This window comes from Pseudomonas sp. 14P5.3.2, from assembly GCF_057799175.1.
On record NZ_JBYOKU010000002.1, the window covers coordinates 117,593 to 135,937 of the forward strand.

Consider the following 18,345-nt stretch of genomic DNA (forward strand, 5'->3'; position numbering starts at 1 on the left):
GGCCTTTCCTGCCGTTCTCCGATTCGCCGCGCGCCGCAACACTGGGGGCAACCGAATCAGCCCCCTGCGGAGAACAACAAATGCTGACGATCTACTCGGACGATCACCACCTGCACCACGGCCGCTGCGAACTCATCGACGGCCAGCTCAAGCCGTGCTTCGAAATGCCGTCGCGCGCCGACCACGTGCTGCAACGGGTCAAGAATCAGAATCTCGGCCCGGTGGAAGCGCCGAAGGATTTTGGCCTGGAGCCGATCGCACGCATCCACAGCCGCGACTACCTCGACTTCTTCAAGGGTGCGTGGCAGCGCTGGACCGAATTCAACACCGACGGCGACCTGCTGCCCTACACCTGGCCAGCGCGCACCCTGCGGCAGATCAAACCGACCAGCCTGCACGGCCAGCTCGGTTACTACAGCTTCGACGGCGGCGCGCCAATCACCGCCGGCACCTGGCAAGCAGCCTACAGCGCAGCACAAGTCGCGCTCACCGCCCAGGCCGAAATCCAGAGCGGCGCGCACAGCGCCTTCGCCCTGTGCCGGCCACCGGGACACCACGCCGCCGGCGACTTGATGGGCGGTTATTGCTACCTCAACAACGCCGCCATCGCCGCCCAGGCATTTCTCGATGCCGGCCACAGGAAAGTCGCAATCCTCGACGTCGACTATCACCACGGCAACGGCACTCAGTCGATTTTCTATGAGCGCAGCGACGTGCTGTTCACCTCGATCCACGGCCACCCGGAAGCCGAGTTTCCGTTCTTCCTCGGCTACGAAGATGAACGCGGTGAAGGTGCCGGTGAAGGCTTCAACTTCAACTATCCGCTGCCGGCCGGTTCCGGCTGGGACACCTGGAGCGCGGCGCTGGAACAGGCCTGCAACGAGATCGACAGCTACGGCGCCGACATCATTGTCGTGTCGCTGGGCGTCGACACGTTCAAGGACGATCCGATCTCGCAGTTCAAACTCGACAGCCCGGATTACCTGGCCATGGGCAAGCGCATCGCCGCCCTCGGCAAACCGACGCTGTTCGTCATGGAAGGTGGCTACGCGGTGGAAGAAATCGGCATCAACGCAGTGAACGTGCTGGAAGGTTTTGCACAATGAGCCGACTCAAGCACTGCATTGCGCCAGCCCTGTGCGCGGCGCTGCTCAGCGTCGGCGCCCACGCCGAAGAACGCACCCTGCGCGTCTACAACTGGTTCGACTACATCACGCCCAAGGCGCTGGAAGACTTCAAGGCACAGAACACCCAGACCAAACTGGTCTACGACATCTTCGACACCAACGAAGCGCTGGAAGCCAAGCTGCTGACCGGCAACTCCGGCTATGACGTAGTGGTGCCGTCCAACGTGTTCCTCGCCAAGCAGATTGAGGCCGGCGTATTTCAGCCGCTGGATCGCAGCAAGCTGCCGAACTGGAATCACCTCGATCCGAAACTGATGAAGCTGATCGAGGCCAACGACCCGGGCAACCAGTTCGCCGTGCCGTACATGTACGGCACGATCCTGATCGGCTTCAACCCGGCCAAGGTCAAGGCCGCGCTTGGCGACAATGCGCCGGTGGACAGCTGGGACCTGATCTTCAACGAAGACAACATCAGCAAGCTCAAGCAGTGCGGCGTCGCCCTGCTCGACTCGCCGTCGGAGATCCTGCCGCTGGCGCTGCAGCACCTGGGTCTGGACCCCAACAGCAAAAACCCGGCGGACTATGCGAAAGCTGAAGCGCTGCTGATGAAGATCCGGCCGTACATCACCTACTTCCACTCCTCCAAATACATGGCCGATATCGCCAACGGTGACATCTGCGTCGCGGTCGGTTACTCCGGCAGTTTCTCGCAGGCGGCCAACCGCGCCAAGGAAGCGAAGAACGGTGTCGTGGTCGACATGCGCCTGCCCAAGGAAGGCGCACCGATCTGGTTCGACATGCTCGCCATTCCCAAGGGCGCGAAGAACCCGGAGGACGCCTACACCTTCATCAACTACCTGCTGCAACCGGCGGTGATTGCGCCAGTCAGCGACTTTGTCGGTTACCCGAACCCGAACAAGGACGCCACGCAACTGGTCGATCCGGCGATCCGTAACAACCCCAATCTGTACCCGACCGATGCGGCAATGGGCACGCTCTACACCCTGCAACCGCTGCCGCGGGATGCCGAGCGGGCACGCACCCGGGCCTGGACCAAGATCAAGTCCGGCACCTGAGCCGCCGCTAAACCCGAGACCCGCACCGTTGCGGGTCTTTTTTTGCTGGCGATATCTATGTACCACCCGACGTCCTGACCAGCGCCCTACCTTCGCCCTTGTCCGGCACTGCACACCGCAGGCCGCCAACGTCAGACAAGGATTTGGTCATGCCCGAAAGCACCGCCCCCAGCGCTGTCGATGTACTTACACAATTGGTCAGCGGCCCCTCGCTCACCGAAGTCGCCTCAGGGGCCCTGCGCCCCGCTCTCGCCGGGATGGATCCGCCGGTGACTATCGACCCGGCGCTGGCGCTGATTGCCACCCCGACCTGGCTGGTCGATGACGACGGGATCGAGGTCGGGCCTTACCAGATCGAATCGCTGACCGATGCACTGGTCCGCCTGAGCCTGTCGGGCACAGCGGTCACCTTCATCGGCGGCGAACACTTTCTGACCCAGGAATCGGGTATCCAGTTGCCCGTGAAGATCGAGGCCATCGGCGCTCTGCTCAACGAACTCGCCCCGCTATTGTTCAAGGCCTATGAGGAGCAACAGATCGAGTACTGGAACGATATCGTCAGCCCCTCCGTGCCGCGCTGGCATCAGCTCTCGCAGTCGTTGCAGCAGCTGTGGAACGTCAGCGACGACAACGGCTGGGACGCCGATCAGCGTGCCATGGCGCGTGCCGTGTTCAATCAACCGGACAAACGCCTGCGCGCCCCCGCTGATCCCTATCAGACCCGCGCCTGCCTGATTGATCTGGACCTGGATGAAGCATCCACCCGCCGCCACCTCAACATTCTCGACACGGTCGTGCTGGTCGGAACCGTCGGCCCGCGCACCCTGATCATCAGCCATTCGCCACCCCGAGGTTTCCAGCGTTTCGACAGCTTCGCCGAGCTGCAACAATCACTGCACTGGCCCGTGGCAGGCGGCGTTGGCGACATCCACGTGAAGTGGCGACTGTTCGAACCCCAGGGCAATTTTTTCGCTCACCAGGCCTGCGCGCTGATTGCGCTGGAAGCCCAGGCGATTGGTGACATCGACTTCTTCCAGCGTACCGGGCGCGGGATATCGCGCTCCCGTCGCGATGACGACAGCGCCGCCCCCCACCCTTCGCCCGCCATCGTCCGCGTCGAGCAATCGTTGCCGGCATGGCTGGCCAGCGCTGCGCCCGCCGATCAGGCCCGCTACAGCCGCCATCTGCTGGATCTGGTCGCCGTGCAGCAACAGAACGCCGGGAAGACCTTCCAGACCGAGGTGCCGGGCATTCAGGCATTCACCCTGGAAAAGTTGAACGACGCCATCCATCTGGCACCGGACAAGAGGTTCGCATTGCAGGATGTGGAACTCACCGACACCAGCGTGGTGGTCTGGGGCACGTTCGTGGCACCGGAGCATGAACAGACCCTGACCCTGTCCCTGGTTGAACTGGCGTTGCAGAATCTGTCGGGCTTGCCGCTGGGTAACTTCAGCGTGCGTTATCGCGATGGTGTGACGGCGGTTCCGTCCTGGATGACCCCGGTGTATCTGACGACCCTGGTGAGCAAGGTGGACATCGGCAAGGCCTACCCCCAATTTCTGCAAAACCGGCTGATCACAGACGCGACCCAGGCTGCCCGCCTGCGCCAGCTCTATAGCCGTCAGTTGCCGATCGAACTGCCACTGCTGGCGTTGCAACACAAGATCCGCGGCGAAGCCGGCGTGGATGAGCTGGGTTATCGCTATGTGGCCGCCGCACTGGCCGCCGAGCCGGCGGACCGCCAGGTCGACGGCCAGGACATCGTGATTCGCCCGCTCGCCTTCGTCATGGGCGGCAACAGCGACGAAGTACTCAACATGTTCGTGATCGGTCCGCGCGCGACGGACTCCGGCCCGTGCCTGCTGTATCGCCCGCTGCTCGAAGCACCGCTGTTGCAGTACCCGTCAACCGCCAACCTGCTGTACGCCATCAAGCATTCGCGAACGTTGCGCCAGTCGGTGCTGGCCTGGTTGCCGGACCGCGTGCGCTTCAACTATTCACAGTATGTGTTCCCCGGGGCGTTGCCCTCGGTATGGACGATCCCGCAGCTGTTGATCGACCCGACGGCGGCGCCCGACCCGGATGCCAATGTGACCCTGGGCAACCGCGTGCTTGAAGGCGACCTGCTGGCGACCCTGTTCCAGCGCAACGCCGAGGCACTGGTGACCCAGGCCGATCGCAGCAGCACCTCGAATGCCGAGGCGCGTTGGGCCAGCCTCAAGCAGGGCGGCTGGGCGCTGTTCAATGCGGCGCTGCCATTTCTGGGACGCGGCGTCGGCACTGCTGCATGGGTGTGGCAAATCCTCGATGACCTGCAAAGCCTCGCCGACACCGAGGACCAACAGCAGACGCTGGACTGGACAGCGCTGACCGACTTGCTGCTGTCGCTGGGCATGGTTCTGGCCCATCGCGCCGCCACCCGCAAACCGGTACCGCACAAGGCTGTGGAAAGCCCCCATGAACAGACTCGCCCGATCAGCAGCCCCACCACCCGCCCGCTGATCCGCGTCTCCCGCCTGCCGGACATCGGCGGTGCGCAACTGCCGGACGACCATCAACTGTCATTGCACATTCTCGGGGCCTTGCACCCTGCACCCGCGGACCTCGGCACCTTCCTCGACAGCCTGAAAGTCAGCCGGCCCGAAGCCCTGTCCGCTCCCGCCAGCGACGGCGCGCATCGCCATCTGCGCAGTGCCGGACAAAAATGGTACGCCGAGGTCGGCAGCCGCTGGTTCGAGGTCGCACTCAACGACAACGATGACGTGCAGATCATCGACAGCCGTCAGCAACCGCCCCGCAGCGGCCCCCTGCTGATCGGCAATGCCCGCGGTGAATGGTTCATCGATCTGCGCCTGCGCCTGCGCGCCGGCGGCCTGAAGAGCCGGCGCAAGCAGTTGCAGGAGGCGAACGCGGAAAATTTACGCCAGAAAAAACAGGCCATCCGCGACTTCGAAGCAAGCCTGGAAGCCCAGCGCAGCCAACTTGTCACGGTGCGCCGCGCCATGCTCGAGTCCACGCCGCAGACTGCCGAAGCCGCGCGCCAGCAGTTTCTCGATACCCTCGAGAGCCAGATGCAGGCCTACAGCGTGCACATCGACGGCCTCAAAGAGCTGAACATTCTTGAAGCGGTGCCCAACTACCGCACCGCGATGGTCGACCGCATCTCCCTGCAACTGTTTCTGATGCAGTCATGGATCGAAGAAACCTACCCGGCCTTTCGCCAGAGCATGGAAGTCACCCTTGGATTGCTCGATGAAACCGCTGACAACGCGGCCAGCGATCGCAGCGATCCCTTCGAGAAAATGGCCGAACTGACCAAAGGCATCATCGATAAAATCGAGTTCGCCCACGAGCGCTTCGCCGAACTGAGCCTGCTGGGCAAAGAGGGGGTGGATACCATCCGGCAGTACAAGCCACGGCTGCCGCAATTTTCCCTCGACGACCTGAAGCTGCTGCAAATCACGCTGGGGCAAGAGCTGTGCCTGACGGCCGAGCCGGGTGAGTTTCGCGCGCAAGCCCGTGTCGATCTGGAAAGCCTGATCGAAGATGCCTCGCTGAATATTCAGAGCGCGCTGGACCTGAGCGCGGAAGAGAGCCTGGAACAGCTCGGCGAACGTATCGACGCGATGAACAATCTGGTGGAACAGTTCGACGTCATCGAACAGCGCTTCACCGATCTCGTCACCGAGTATCCGCAGGAGCTGATGACCGAACGGCTGGAGGACATCAAAAAACGCGTGGGCGGATTCCAGCAGGACGCCGTGCAGCAGCTGTCCAACCTGCTGCGCGAACAACGCCTGGTGGAACCGGTGGCCGGCCCCTCGAAATCGCCGCCCCCCCCGGCGCGCAAAATCATCAAGACCCGTTACAAGGGCACGCTGGTCGGCCAGCCCCGGCGCAGTGCCGACGGCAAGGACAGCGATCTGGTCGACGTGCGCGCGCCGCTGACCGGCCGCGTGATCGCAACGTTCCACGAGAAGACCCCGGGCAACTGGGTCGAACGGGTACCGGCCAGGCCAGGTACGTCGCCTCGCCCAAGCCCCGATCTGGCGAAAAGCCTGCAGGACGGACAAGCCCTGATCGACGGCTTGCCGGTGTTTCGCCGGCGTACCCAGGCGCACATTGATCGGGCGCAACGCAATCCGACGGAGATCGAGGAAACCTACTATCTGCACGCCACGCGATTGCACGAGGCCATGGAAAAAGTCGATCAGGCACTGGTCGCCGGCAACCACACCGAGAGCCGCACGGTCTCCGCTTCGGCGCTGCGCCAGCAACTCGATACCGAGGCCAAGGCACTGTATGCCACGGGGCGCAGCGCCCGAATCAGCCTGACCAAACAACAACCGCCCACGGCCGCGCGCGTCGAGTGGCTGCTCGGCAAGGGCGAAGTGAGCATCGGCAAAACCACCGAGCGCCGGCGCCTCAAAGGGCCGCGCAAGGATTACCTGCTGGAATACTCGATTCTCGACCGACCGAGCGGCCGAGTCCTGTGGTACGCGCACTTTCACTACGCTGCCCCGACAGACCCGCTGACCGCCTTCACCGCCGCGCACCTGAAAACCGTTGAGCAACGGCTCCTGGGCGGCGCTTATGTCGAACGCGACAACCGCAGCAACCAGGAGCTGATCGCGATTCACCGCAGCAGCATCAGCCATACGCAAGCCGCTGCGGTGTTCTTCGCCTGACCGGCATCCAGGCCCGCGCACGCCGCGCGCGGGTCTGGATGCACCCTATACATATCTACCACCCGGGCCGGTGGAGGCCTCGCTACTGTCGGTTGCATGCGGCAGGTGCCGCGCCATCCACCCTCCTACCGGTGCAGATTCCATGAGTGACACAACCCGAACCAACGTTGTCCCCCAACTGCAGAACAAAAGTCGCCTGATCGAGCAGACCAGCGGCGGACCGATCCTCCACGACGCCGCCGCACACCTGTTGCGCATCAGCCTGAAGCAGCATATTCCGCAACTGCCGATCGACCCGGACAAAGCCATGCTGATCACCCCGCTCTGGCAGGCGCAGGGAGAACGTCTGGTGAGCCACAGCAGCCACTTCGAATCGCTGACCCATGCGCTGGCGCGGCAGGCGTTCACCCAGGACAGCGCCAACTACATCGAAGGCGAGCATTTTCTCACCCTGTCCCCGAACGACGCCGAGCCGGTGCACCTGCCGGTCGGCATGGACGCGATCACCACAATCCTCAACGAAACGGCCCCGGCACTGTTCCTCGGTTTTGCCAAAAGCCAGTTGCACTACTGGAATGAAACCGTTGACCGCCAGCCGCGCTGGCAACAGCTGTCCGACAACCTGAGAAATGCCCTGAACGTACGCACCGCCAACGGCTGGACGGTCGATGAGTGCAGCCTCGCCCGGCACGTCGCGCAACAGCCGGAGAAGACGCTGCGCGCGACGGCCAGTGGCGGTTTGACCAACATACGCGCGCGTCTGGTTGACCTCGATCTGGTCTTCGACCTGGCGGAGAGCAGCCGCACCCGGCACCTGATGCTCGCCGGTGCGCTGGTGCTGACCGCAACAGCCGGCGATCGAGAGCTGATCGCGCTGTACACCATCGAAGATGGCTACGAATCGTTCAGTTCACTGGCGCAACTGGCCGCCACGTTGCCTGAGCGCATCGACATGGATTTGAGCGGCCGGGGTCTGAAGTGGCGGTTGTATGAACCCGACGGCAATATTTTCGATGCCATGGTCCAGGCGCTGGTGGGTTGTCAGCTCGACGCGATCGAGTCTCTGGATCCCGCCAGCCGTTCGCCGCTGGCCCGGTTCGGCGCACGCCAGCCCTATGGCGAGGTCATCGAGTCGCAGGACAACGCACGCTTCGAACAACTGGAGCAGGCCATCCCCGAATGGCTCAAGAACGCATCGCTTGAAGATATCCAGCGCTACAGCAGTGACCTGAGCGCCTTGGGCAACTTGCGGGGCGGCCCCGACAGCGACGCGTTCGATGTCCGGGAAGTCCCGCTGATCCTCGACTATGCCGAGCAGCAGATGCGCGCCGCCATCCTCGCCGAGCAGCCTTCTAAACAGGCTTCACTGCTGCGCCAGGATGACCTGCGGATCACCCTCACTGACAGCTTTGAGGCCGGCGGATTCGTTCTACCCGATCCGCACAGCATCCGCGAGTTGAGCCTCGGCGAATTTGCTCTGCGTAACACGCCTGCCTACCTCACGACTCTCGACTACGCCGACGGCACGCCCGCGCCAGCCTGGCTGACCGTCAAACTGCTGCAACGCATCGCCGGTGAGGTGAACATCGGTGAACACTACCCGCAGTTGATCAAGCGCACCCTGATTGAAGACTCGGTTCAAGCCCGGCGCCACAAAACCCGCTACTGCCGCCAGTTGCCATGGCTGCTGTCGATCCTGGCGCTGGAGTGCAAACTCAAGCATCAGGGCGATGTCGACGAGCAGGGTTATCGTCTGGTTCGCCAGTTGCTCGATTCGATCACCGCGCAGACGCCCGTCGCGCAGTGGCCGGTGCAGATCCGTCCGCTGGCGTTCGTCCCGCGCTTTCGTCTGAGCCAAACGTCCGACACCGTGGCGAACATGTACATCATCGGCCCACGGGACGGCAGCAGCGGTCCATGTCTGCTGTATCGACCGCTGCTCGAGCAACCGCTGCGCCAGTTCCCCTCCGCGCAGAACCTGCTGTACGCGTTTTACCAGCCCGGCGAACTGCAGGACTCGATACTCGCCTGGCTGCCGACCCGGGCACTGAGCTTCGAGTACGCTCAGTACGTGTTTTCCAGCGGCCTGCCCTCGCCATGGACCGTGACCGAACTGGCCTTCGAGCCGTTCATTCACCTCGACCTGACCGCCGCCGTCGACCTCGCCAACACTCCCCTGAGCGGCGATATCTTCGCCACGCTGTTTGCCAGCAACAGTCAGGCGATGGCCGACCTTGCCGATCGCCAATCGACCTCCAACGCCGAGCGCCGCTGGGCCCTGCTGGTGGACAGCGGCTGGGCGCTGTTCGGCGTTGCCGCCAACTTCCTCAGCGGCCCGGCGGGCGCGGCGGTCTGGGTCTGGCAAACCATCAGCCAGATCCAGCAGGCGCTGGATGCCCATGAACAAGGCGCAACCTCGGTTGAATGGTCGTCGATCGGCGACGTGCTGCTGACACTGAGCATTCTGCTGGTGCAGAAGGTGGCGATTCGGCGCATCCAGCCCTCCGGCCCGCGCAGCGAAAATACTGCGGGATACCGCCTGCGCTCCGACCGATTGCCGGCGATCGCGATACCCCACGAGGCACCACCCCGCGTCGTTCACGACCCCGTGGAACTGACGTCCGTTGATCCCGCGCCACAGCCGTCGCTGCTGGTATCCACCCCGCTCACGCGCAACACGCAGCCCTCGTTCCTGCTGACGATCGAGCGCTTGAAAGTGCCGAGGCCGGCCCTTGCCGCCAACGCTCAGGCCAACGCCCGTCATCTCTACGAGTTCGCCGGAAAGCTGTACGCCCAGGTCGGCGAACGCTGGTTCCAGGTCCGCGCCGAGGCAGACGAGCCGGTGCAGATCCTCGACCCGGAGCATCCGGCGCGCCCCGGCCTGTGCATCCGGCTCGACCCCAAAACCCTGCGCTGGCACTGGGATTTGCGCCTGCGCCTGCGTGGCGGTGGCCCCACGCGGCGTATCGACGCCTTTGTCCGGGAACGGGAGGCGCGCAAGGACGAAGCCTGGGCGGCACTGCGTCGTTTCTTCGCACAGGAGGCCCCCCGCAAGGCCGGTCTGGACGAGGCCCTGTTGCCCCTGGACACTGGCGACCAGAACACGCCGTTGTCTGAAGAGGCGATCAGCACCTACATCGCCAAGGCCGACGATTTGTCCACAGGCTACCGTCAGGCCCTGGCAGAGCTGGAAAAGTGGCGCGAGGCGGGCGGCACCGGAGGCGTTTATCAAGCTGAATTAATGCGCATGACCGTCGAACAGCACCGCTTCCTCAGCGGCTGGATGCGCATGAAATTGCGCGAATACGCGCACATTGTCGCGCCGCAAATCAGCCCGCTGGAGCCGGCACAGACCCGCTCGCGGTCAGTGCAGATGCAAGCCGCGAGCAAGGCCATCGCCGTCAGCGACGAAATGGTCGAGCGTCTCGAGCATCTGTACAGCTCGCTGAACACCTTGCAAAAGCACACCTCAGCCACGCGCAAGGTGGCCGCTGATCTCAAGCGGCTGATGCCTTCGTTCAGCCGCCGCGACCTGCACGCCAATGAGATCGGCATGTCCATCGAGCTGTCGATGCTGGAGGCGCCGGACAGCGTGCTGGACCCGTTACGGGAGCTGATCGGACCGATTTTCGAGAGCGCGGCGGACGCCGGCCATCAACTGGTCGAGCGGCGTCACCAGCTCACGCCGAACGTCGAGAAATTGAGCAGCGTGGTCGACCGGCTCGCCGATGCAGAGCGCCGCCTGGAGGATGTATTTGCAAGCTCGTCCGCACAGCTGGAGCCGGTTCGCTTCCAGCGCATTCAGTATCTGGTCAGCGATTTTCACCAGATCGCGCGCGAGCACTTGCTCAAGCTCCTGCCGGAACCGCAAGAGTTGCCGGCGACCGTCACCGCCAGAGCCGAACCCACGCCCTCCACTTCCCGCGCCACCGGCAAGGTCAACAAGTCCCGGCCGCGGGTCATCGAAACCCCCAGGCCCGCGTCCAGCGCAACCTCCACGGCGCATGCACAGCAAGAACTGCCGCTGATCAGGACCATTCACAAACAACCGGCTACGACCCCAAACCTCAGCGATGAGCAAATGGTCGGCAGTGCCATGCAGATGCTTCAGGAACTTGAGCCGCTGATCCGGCGCTGGCGCACCGATGCCCAGCGCCCGTCGCGCATTCCCGCCGACATGCAGGATCTCTTCGACCAGCAGGCCACCCGCCTCGATCAGCGGGCGGCAGATATCGACGCGATACTCGCCCGGCGGCGCGCCGAACTGCCGGTGGGCAGTCTCCCTACAGAACTGCGCGAGGCGGCGGCGCGCCTGCGTCGCGAAGGTATCAGCGTCTACGGCAGCATGCTCACCGGACGCAGACCCCGGGAGAGTTATCTGCAATGGCTGCATCAACACGGTCTGGTACAGATCGTCAAAAACGACCACGGGCGGATCCGCACCAAAAAGCGCAAGGACTACTTTCAGGAGTATCAGATTCTCGACCAGCGTCGCCAGAACAAACCCTTGTGGGTCGCCCATTTCCACTACAACTCACTGACCGATCCGAGCGACCGCTTCACCGCCGCACACCTGAAAATCGCCGATGGCTATCTGCAGGAACTGCCGGCCAAAACCCGGCTGGAGCTGGAGCGCTTCGATGCCGTGGATAACGCGCTGCGGCGGATCGTCAGCCCGACCATCAGGGACCTGTTTATCCACCCCCGCCAGCAGGACCCGGCCGCTGGCTGAAAAGCGTCGACGCGATCAGGCGCACCAGACCCTGCGCAGCCGTGCCAGAGCCGCTTGAATATCGGCCTCCGGCACGGCGGCGAAACCCAGCACCAGACCCGCGCGCCGATCCATCGGGGTGCGCGAGTCAGGCAACCAGTAGCTGCTCAGGCCGTTGACCTCGACACCGACGCTCTCGGCCTGGGCAATCAGCTCGCGCTCACGGGCAATGCTGTCCACGGCGACCGTCAGGTGCAAACCGGCGGCCACGGCGGGCAGCCCGCCAACGCCTTCGATGGACTCCGGCCAGTGCGCCAACAGGCAGTTGCGCCGACTCAGGGCGGCGCGCCGCATCCGGCGGATATGCCGTTGAAAATGTCCGGCGGCCATGAATCCGGCCATCACCGCCTGGGTGCTGACTTCTGAATGCCGCACGTCCACCGCGCGGCGTCGGGCGAAGGCCTGCACCAGTCCCTGCGGCAACACCAGATAGCCCAGACGCAGCGCCGGAAAGGCGACTTTGCCGAAGGTGCCGACGTAGAGCACCCGGCCCTGACGATCCAGTGCCGCCAACGGAGCCAGCGGTGCGCCGCTGTAACGGTACTCGCCGTCGTAATCGTCCTCGATGATCCAGCCCTGGCTGCGCTCGGCCCAGGCCAGCAGTTCAAGCCGCCGGGCGAGGCTCATGACCACACCGGTCGGGTACTGGTGGGAGGGTGTGACATAGGCCACGCGGCAGTCGGCAATTTGCCCCAACGCTGTGCAATCAATGCCGTCCTGATCCACAGGCACACCGTGCAACCGGCCCCCGGCTACCGCAAAGGCATGACCGGCTGCGCGGTAGCCGGGATTCTCGATGCCCACCGCATCGCCCGGCTCCACCAGCAGCTGTGCACAAAGGCTGATGCCCTGCTGCGCGCCACTGGTGATCACTATTTGCTCAGCGGTGCATTGCATGCCGCGCGAACTGCGCAAATACGCGGCGATCAATCCGCGCAGACGCTGATCCCCGGCCGGATCGCCGTAACACAGTTGCTGCAGATCGGGTTTGCGCCAGAAAGCCGCGTTGAGCTTGGCCCAGACCTCGAACGGGAACAGATCGAAGGCCGGCACACCGACCCGAAAAGCCTTCGGCGGGCCACTTGGCGGTAACGATAAATGGTTGTTTTCCAGGCGCTGCGCAGCACCGCTGTGGATAACTTTACTGGATGGAATCACAGGTAAATCCAGCCAATTTGTGGATAAGGCTGTGGGTAAGCCTGTTGAAAACCCTGTGGATACTTTTGTGGATAGTTTTTTCGTGGGCAATGCGCTTTGCGGCAATTGGGCGACATACGTGCCGTCCCCGACCCGGCCTTCGATGAAGCCTTCGGCGTACAACTGATCGTAGGCGCGCACCACGCTGTTGCGGGAAATCGCCAACGCTGTCGCCAGATCACGGCTGGCCGGCAGCCGCGTGCCACTGGCCAGACGCCCGTCCAGCACGCGCAGACGCAGCGCCTGATAGAGCTGGCGGCTCAAACCCTGACGGCGGTCGAGCTCGATACCGGCCGGATTGAACGGCATGGACAGCATGGGCGATTCGGGCATGACAATGGACCTATGAAATTGGTCATCAATGGCTCTTACAACAGACCAATAGCCTGCCTAGGATGCAGGCATTCGCCAAGGAAAATCTCTCCATGTACACGCCCCGCGCCTTTGCCATCGACGAACTGTCGCAACTGCACGAACTGATCCTCGCCAGCCGTCTCGCGATTCTGGTGAGCCACGGTGAAAACGGTCTGCAAGCCAGCCACGTGCCGGTACTGCTGCACCGCGAACAAGGCCCGAACGGCACGCTGTACGGGCACCTGGCCAAAGCCAATCCGCAGTGGAAAGACCTGCGCGACGGCGCTGAAGCGATGCTGATATTCGCTGGCCCCGACGCCTACGTCAGCCCGGGGTTTTACCCGAGCAAGGCCGAGCACGGCAAAGTCGTGCCGACCTGGAACTACGTCGCGGTGCACGCCTACGGTCACGCCGAAACCTTCAGCGACGGCGGGCGCCTGCTCGACATCGTCAGCACGCTGACTGATCGCCATGAAGCCGGCCGCGCGCAACCGTGGAAGGTCGACGATGCGCCGGCCGACTATATCGACGGCATGCTCAAGGCCATCGTCGGTTTCGCCATTCCCATCGATCGCCTCGAAGGCAAACGCAAGCTCAGCCAGAACCGCAGCGCCGAAGACATTGCCGGCGTGCGTGAAGGCCTGGCTGCCAGCCCCGACATCAATGACCAGACCCTCGCCCACTTGATGCGTTAAGGAAATCAGCATGAGTCAGATCGACATCCGCCCGGTGACTGCCGGCGACCACGCCGCTTGGCTGCCTCTGTGGCAAGCCTACCTGCGCTTCTACAACAGCGAATTGCCGGACGCCGTCAGCCACAGCACCTGGCAGCGTTTCCTCGACCCGAGCGAGCCGACCCACGCCGCCCTCGCCTGGGCCGACGGCAAAGCGGTGGGCATGGTGCATTTCATCTACCACCGTTCGAACTGGAGCATCGAAAACTCCTGCTACCTGCAGGACCTGCTGGTGACGCCAGAGACTCGTGGCACCGGCGTCGGTCGCTTGCTGATCGAACACGTTTACGCCACCGCCAAGGCCGACGGTTGCTGCAAGGTGCATTGGCTGACTCACGAAACCAATGCCACCGCGATCCAGCTCTACGAGCGCATCGCCGAACGCCCCGGATTCATCCAGTTTCGCAAAGCCATTTAAGGAGCCGCGTACATGACCACCGCACTTGCCGACTGGAAAGGCGTCCCCGCCCCCACCGCCACCTTGCTCGAAGGCCGGTTCAGCCGCCTGGAACGCCTCGACCCGGCGCGCCACGGCGACGAGTTGTTCAATGCCCTCGAAGGCCCCGGCGCCGACCCGAAGCTCTGGGATTATTTGCCCTATGGGCCGTTCCCGCAGCGCAGCGTTTTCAATGACTGGCTGAACAATCATGCGGCCAGCAGCGATCCGTATTTCTTCAGCGTCATCGACCGCGTCACAGGTCAGGTGCAGGGCATCCTCAGCCTGATGTCGATCGTCCCGGCGCAGGGTCGCATCGAGATCGGCCACGTGACCTTCGGCGCGCCGATGCAACGCTCGCCGAAGAGCACCGAAGCGGTTTACCTGCTGGCCAAATATGCCTTCGAACAGGGCTACCGGCGCCTGGAATGGAAGTGCAACAACGGCAACGCCCGCTCCAAATACGCCGCCGAACGCCTGGGCTTCAGCTTCGAAGGCGTGTTCCGTCAGCACATGGTGGTCAAGGGACAGAACCGCGATACCGCGTGGTATTCGATTGTGGATTCGGAGTGGCCGGCAATTGCGGCAGGTTTCGAGCAGTGGTTGAGCGATGCCAACCAGACGCCGACCGGGCAGCTCAAAGGTTTGGTCGAGTGCCGTAGTTAAATCGTCAAAGCAAAAGATCGTCCGATCGCGGCCCGAACCTTCGGCAGCTCCTGCAGGTTGAACATCAATCCCATGTAGGAGCTGCCGCAGGCTGCGATCTTTTGATCTGCTTTTTACCCCAGCTTTTGCGCCAGCACCGCAATGTGTTCCGGGCCAATCCCGCAGCAGCCGCCCAAATGGCTGGCACCGCGCTGCTGCCAATCCTGCGCCCAGTGCAGATACCCCGGCGGATCCAGATCGTCGCGCAACGGGTCGAGGCCGTCGTTGGCGGTCGCCTCTTTGGGTTGCGGTGGGAACGCATTGGCATACGCGCCGATGTGAATCTGCACGCCCAGGCGTTCGAAGGTATCGCGCGCCGCATCAATCGCCGCGCCGATCACCTCCGGCTGGCTGCAGTTGAACAGCAGCGTCTCCACGCCCAATTCCGCGGCCACCGCCGCTGCTTCGGCCACCGGTTCACCGGAACGCAAGCGCGGCACCTCATCGGTGTCTTCATCCTTCAAAGTAAACGACAGCCAGAACGGCTTGCCGTCCTGCGGCAGACCGGCGCGGATGGAGCGCGCCTCGATGATCGAGCTCTGGGTCTCCGCCAGCCACAGGTCGACATGCGGCGCCAGGCCGTTCACCAGTGGCGCCAGCAATTCGTTCACCCGCGCTGCTTCGAACAGGTCCGGGCGATAGGAGCCGAACAGCGGCGGCAACGAACCGGCCACCCGCACCGCTTTGCCCGACGCCTGCACCGCACGCTGCGCCAGCTCTCCGGCCAACGCCGCGAGTGCCTGACCTTCAGCAGCAAACCGCGCCTCGCCGATGTGAAACGGCACGACCGCATAGCTGTTGCTGGTGATCACATTGGCGCCACTGGCGATGTAGGCGGCGTGCACCGCTTCGACCGCTTGCGGCGCTTCGATCAGGGCCAGCGCCGACCACTCAGGCTGCCGAAACGGCGCCCCGGCGCGTTGCAACTCACGGCCCATGCCGCCATCGAGAATTACCGTGCTTGCTGTGCCCATATGCTTTTCACTCATATGCTTATGAAAATTACTCACTACCAGAGTAGTTCTTATAACTATTTAATACGCACCATCCGGTTAATAACAACCCCTTTTTTTCAGGTGTCGACTGTGAAATTTCAACCGCTACTGGCCCTGGGCCTGACGATTCTGGCCGCGTCCACTCAAGCCTTCGGCGGCGCCACACTCGATCGCGTCGAACAGAAAAAAGAACTGGTCGGCGTGCTGATGGAAAGCTACCCACCCTTCTCGTTTCTCAATGAGCAAAACCAGCTCGACGGCTTCGACGTGGACGTCGCCAAAGCCGTCGCGGACAAACTGGGGGTCAAGCTGCGCCTCGAAACGCCGTCCTGGGACGTCATTGCGGCCGGCCGCTGGAGCGGGCGCTATGACATCTGCATCTGCTCCATGACCCCGAGCAAGGCCCGCGCCGAAGTGTTCGATTTCCCGGTCGAGTACTACGCCTCGCCTGCCGTGATCGTGGTCAACGCCAAGGACGATCGCATCCACGGCGCCAAGGACCTGAGCGGCAAGAAAGTCGGCCTGACCAGCGCCAGCAGCTACGAAAGTTATCTGAACAAGAATCTGGTCATCGAAGGCGCCGAAGACACGCACCTGGAATACCCGTTCGAAGATGTGCAGATCGCTCCGTACGATACCGACAACGTTGCCTTTCAGGACCTGGGCCTGGGCGCCGGTGTGCGCCTGGACGCTATCCTCACCAACCTGGTGACCGCGCAGCCGCGCCTGAATCAGGATCAGCGTTTCAAACTGGCGGGCGCGCCGCTGTACTCGGAGCCGAACTCCGTGGCCATCGAAAAGGGTGACGCCGAGTGGGACGCCAAAGTGCGCGAGGTGTTTGCGCAACTCAAGCAGGACGGCACGCTGAGCAAGCTGTCGCAGAAATGGATCGGCGCCGACATCAGCCAATGACTGCCTTCCCGACACCTCCACAGCCGCCGCAACCGGTGGCTGAATCGCGCCTGCAACGGCTGTTCGGTTTCCGCACGCGCCTGTACCTGACATGGGCGGCGATGTTCAGCCTGTTCGCCGGGTTTTTCCTGAGCTTCGATTTGAAGCTCTCGATCATCCTCGACAAGCTGCCGAATCTGCTCGGCGTGCACCTGGCGCCCAACGGCTTTCTGCAGGGTGCGGCACTGACCCTGTTTCTCTGCGCGTGCGCCATCGTCGCCTCGTCCTTGCTGGGCTTCGTCACGGCCCTCGCGCGCCTGTCGAAAAGCGCCGTGGCGTTCGGTATCGCCAGTTTCTACACCTCGTTCTTTCGCGGCACGCCGCTGCTGATCCAGATCCTGCTGATCTACCTCGGCCTGCCGCAACTGGGTGTCGTACCCGGCGCGGTGGTGGCAGGGATCATTGCCCTGTCACTCAACTATGGCGCCTACCTCAGCGAGATTTTCCGCGCCGGCATCCTCGGCGTGCCCTACGGCCAACGCGAAGCTTCGCTGGCGCTGGGCATGCGCGAGAGCGTGATCTTCTGGCGCATCACCCTGCCCCAGGCGATGCGCACGATCATCCCGCCGACCACCAACCAGTTCATCTCGATGCTCAAGGACTCGTCACTGATCTCGGTGATGGGCGTCTGGGAAGTGATGTTTCTGGCGCAGTCCTACGGCCGCTCGAGCTATCGCTACATCGAGATGCTGACCACGGCGGCGATCATTTACTGGCTGATGTCGATTGGGCTGGAGTTGATTCAGGCGCGAATGGAGCGGCATTACGGCAAGGCTTATGTGCGGCGTAGCTAGGGTAATCAGCACCTTGCGGCAGCGTCGGATTTAATTGGTCTCTCGTCGGATCCGCACCACACCCATTTTCAGTCCAAACGGACGGAACACCGCATTCAACGATTTCAATGTCTGATTGCCCTCGCCATGCTCGATATGCACCAGCGTGCGAACCGATATTTTGCACATCCTGGCAAACTGGGTTTGATGCAAACCAGTCACTTCCACGCGTAGAAGGCGAACCGCTTCACCGATCTCCAGTGTCCCTTGGGCCAGTGCCTCTTGAATGTTTTCGATGAGCACCGTGCGCTCGGCTACCGTCATGCTCATTTCAGATCCCACTCTTTCAAGCGTTGCTCCAGATTTTTCAGATGGATTCCCGGGTGGTTCATCGTTCTGTCGGGCAAACCACTCGCCGTCAATAGGTCGGGGAGCGCCGCCAGAAGCTGGGCATCTTTACGCAAGCGTTCGAAAGGATCTGATGCGTCAGTCAAGCCCAGCTGCATTTAAATGCATTTAAGCAGGGATTTTATTG

Annotated in this window: 12 protein-coding genes and 1 pseudogene; 9 read left to right on the forward strand and 4 right to left on the reverse strand. The window is 63.0% G+C overall.

The window, feature by feature from the left end:
• Positions 1-80: 80 nt before the first annotated feature.
• The 4 genes from AC27VU_RS02265 to AC27VU_RS02280 all read left to right on the forward strand — a co-directional run bounded on the left by AC27VU_RS02265 (position 81) and on the right by AC27VU_RS02280 (position 11,626).
• Positions 81-1,106 carry a histone deacetylase family protein gene (locus AC27VU_RS02265; protein WP_488723314.1) on the forward strand — a complete coding sequence of 342 codons (1,026 nt, stop codon included), beginning with the start codon at positions 81-83 and terminating at the stop codon, positions 1,104-1,106.
• On the forward strand, positions 1,103-2,203 hold the full coding sequence (locus tag AC27VU_RS02270; protein ID WP_003229657.1) for a polyamine ABC transporter substrate-binding protein: 1,101 nt from the start codon (positions 1,103-1,105) through the stop codon (positions 2,201-2,203). The genes AC27VU_RS02265 and AC27VU_RS02270 overlap by 4 nt, the downstream gene beginning before the upstream one ends.
• Before the next feature lie 149 nt (positions 2,204-2,352).
• Positions 2,353-6,894: a dermonecrotic toxin domain-containing protein gene (locus AC27VU_RS02275; RefSeq protein ID WP_488723315.1), complete on the forward strand. Its 4,542-nt coding sequence runs from the start codon at positions 2,353-2,355 to the stop codon at positions 6,892-6,894.
• A gap of 142 nt (positions 6,895-7,036) precedes the next feature.
• Complete coding sequence (locus AC27VU_RS02280; RefSeq protein ID WP_488723316.1) at positions 7,037-11,626, forward strand: dermonecrotic toxin domain-containing protein; 4,590 nt, start codon at positions 7,037-7,039, stop codon at positions 11,624-11,626.
• A gap of 15 nt (positions 11,627-11,641) precedes the next feature.
• Here the strand turns inward: AC27VU_RS02280 and pdxR are convergent, their stop codons facing one another.
• The gene (gene pdxR, locus AC27VU_RS02285) at positions 11,642-13,195 is read right to left on the reverse strand and encodes a MocR-like pyridoxine biosynthesis transcription factor PdxR (protein WP_488723317.1); all 1,554 of its coding nucleotides are present in this window, start codon (positions 13,193-13,195) and stop codon (positions 11,642-11,644) included.
• 92 nt (positions 13,196-13,287) lie between these two features.
• Here pdxR and AC27VU_RS02290 point away from each other — a divergent pair, with 92 nt between their 5' ends.
• Genes AC27VU_RS02290 through AC27VU_RS02300 form a run of 3 tightly spaced genes read left to right on the forward strand, consistent with a single transcriptional unit; the run spans position 13,288 to position 15,052 of the window.
• Positions 13,288-13,911 carry an FMN-binding negative transcriptional regulator gene (locus AC27VU_RS02290; protein ID WP_103521545.1) on the forward strand — a complete coding sequence of 208 codons (624 nt, stop codon included), beginning with the start codon at positions 13,288-13,290 and terminating at the stop codon, positions 13,909-13,911.
• A 10-nt stretch (positions 13,912-13,921) separates the two neighbouring features.
• Positions 13,922-14,368, forward strand: a complete 447-nt coding sequence (locus AC27VU_RS02295; RefSeq protein ID WP_488723318.1) for a GNAT family N-acetyltransferase — start codon at positions 13,922-13,924, stop codon at positions 14,366-14,368.
• Positions 14,369-14,380: 12 nt separating this feature from the next.
• Positions 14,381-15,052 (forward strand): GNAT family N-acetyltransferase, encoded by a 672-nt coding sequence (locus AC27VU_RS02300; protein ID WP_488723319.1) that lies wholly within the window; start codon positions 14,381-14,383, stop codon positions 15,050-15,052.
• Positions 15,053-15,165: 113 nt separating this feature from the next.
• On the opposite strand, the gene AC27VU_RS02305 is transcribed toward AC27VU_RS02300, so the two are convergent.
• Positions 15,166-16,065, reverse strand: a complete 900-nt coding sequence (locus tag AC27VU_RS02305) for a homocysteine S-methyltransferase family protein (RefSeq protein WP_488723320.1) — start codon at positions 16,063-16,065, stop codon at positions 15,166-15,168.
• Positions 16,066-16,176: 111 nt separating this feature from the next.
• Here AC27VU_RS02305 and AC27VU_RS02310 point away from each other — a divergent pair, with 111 nt between their 5' ends.
• Complete coding sequence (locus AC27VU_RS02310; protein ID WP_488723321.1) at positions 16,177-16,998, forward strand: ABC transporter substrate-binding protein; 822 nt, start codon at positions 16,177-16,179, stop codon at positions 16,996-16,998.
• Complete coding sequence (locus AC27VU_RS02315; protein ID WP_003229672.1) at positions 16,995-17,831, forward strand: amino acid ABC transporter permease; 837 nt, start codon at positions 16,995-16,997, stop codon at positions 17,829-17,831. The genes AC27VU_RS02310 and AC27VU_RS02315 overlap by 4 nt, the downstream gene beginning before the upstream one ends.
• 30 nt (positions 17,832-17,861) lie before the next feature.
• Here the strand turns inward: AC27VU_RS02315 and AC27VU_RS02320 are convergent, their stop codons facing one another.
• Positions 17,862-18,140, reverse strand: coding sequence for a helix-turn-helix domain-containing protein (locus AC27VU_RS02320; protein ID WP_488723322.1), 279 nt, complete (start codon positions 18,138-18,140; stop codon positions 17,862-17,864).
• A pseudogene (locus tag AC27VU_RS02325) lies at positions 18,137-18,289 on the reverse strand (type II toxin-antitoxin system HipA family toxin); the annotation flags it as partial. The gene AC27VU_RS02320 and the pseudogene AC27VU_RS02325, both read right to left, overlap by 4 nt.
• Positions 18,290-18,345: the final 56 nt, after the last annotated feature.

Coding starts and splice junctions, on each gene's coding strand:
- AC27VU_RS02270 (WP_003229657.1), top strand. CDS start 1,103: ATGAGCCGACTCAAGCACTGCATTGCGCCAGCCCTGTGCGCGGCGCTG.
- AC27VU_RS02295 (WP_488723318.1), top strand. CDS start 13,922: ATGAGTCAGATCGACATCCGCCCGGTGACTGCCGGCGACCACGCCGCT.
- AC27VU_RS02300 (WP_488723319.1), top strand. CDS start 14,381: ATGACCACCGCACTTGCCGACTGGAAAGGCGTCCCCGCCCCCACCGCC.
- AC27VU_RS02290 (WP_103521545.1), top strand. CDS start 13,288: ATGTACACGCCCCGCGCCTTTGCCATCGACGAACTGTCGCAACTGCAC.
- AC27VU_RS02265 (WP_488723314.1), top strand. CDS start 81: ATGCTGACGATCTACTCGGACGATCACCACCTGCACCACGGCCGCTGC.
- AC27VU_RS02315 (WP_003229672.1), top strand. CDS start 16,995: ATGACTGCCTTCCCGACACCTCCACAGCCGCCGCAACCGGTGGCTGAA.
- AC27VU_RS02305 (WP_488723320.1), bottom strand. CDS start 16,065: ATGGGCACAGCAAGCACGGTAATTCTCGATGGCGGCATGGGCCGTGAG.
- AC27VU_RS02280 (WP_488723316.1), top strand. CDS start 7,037: ATGAGTGACACAACCCGAACCAACGTTGTCCCCCAACTGCAGAACAAA.
- AC27VU_RS02320 (WP_488723322.1), bottom strand. CDS start 18,140: ATGAGCATGACGGTAGCCGAGCGCACGGTGCTCATCGAAAACATTCAA.
- pdxR (WP_488723317.1), bottom strand. CDS start 13,195: ATGCCCGAATCGCCCATGCTGTCCATGCCGTTCAATCCGGCCGGTATC.
- AC27VU_RS02275 (WP_488723315.1), top strand. CDS start 2,353: ATGCCCGAAAGCACCGCCCCCAGCGCTGTCGATGTACTTACACAATTG.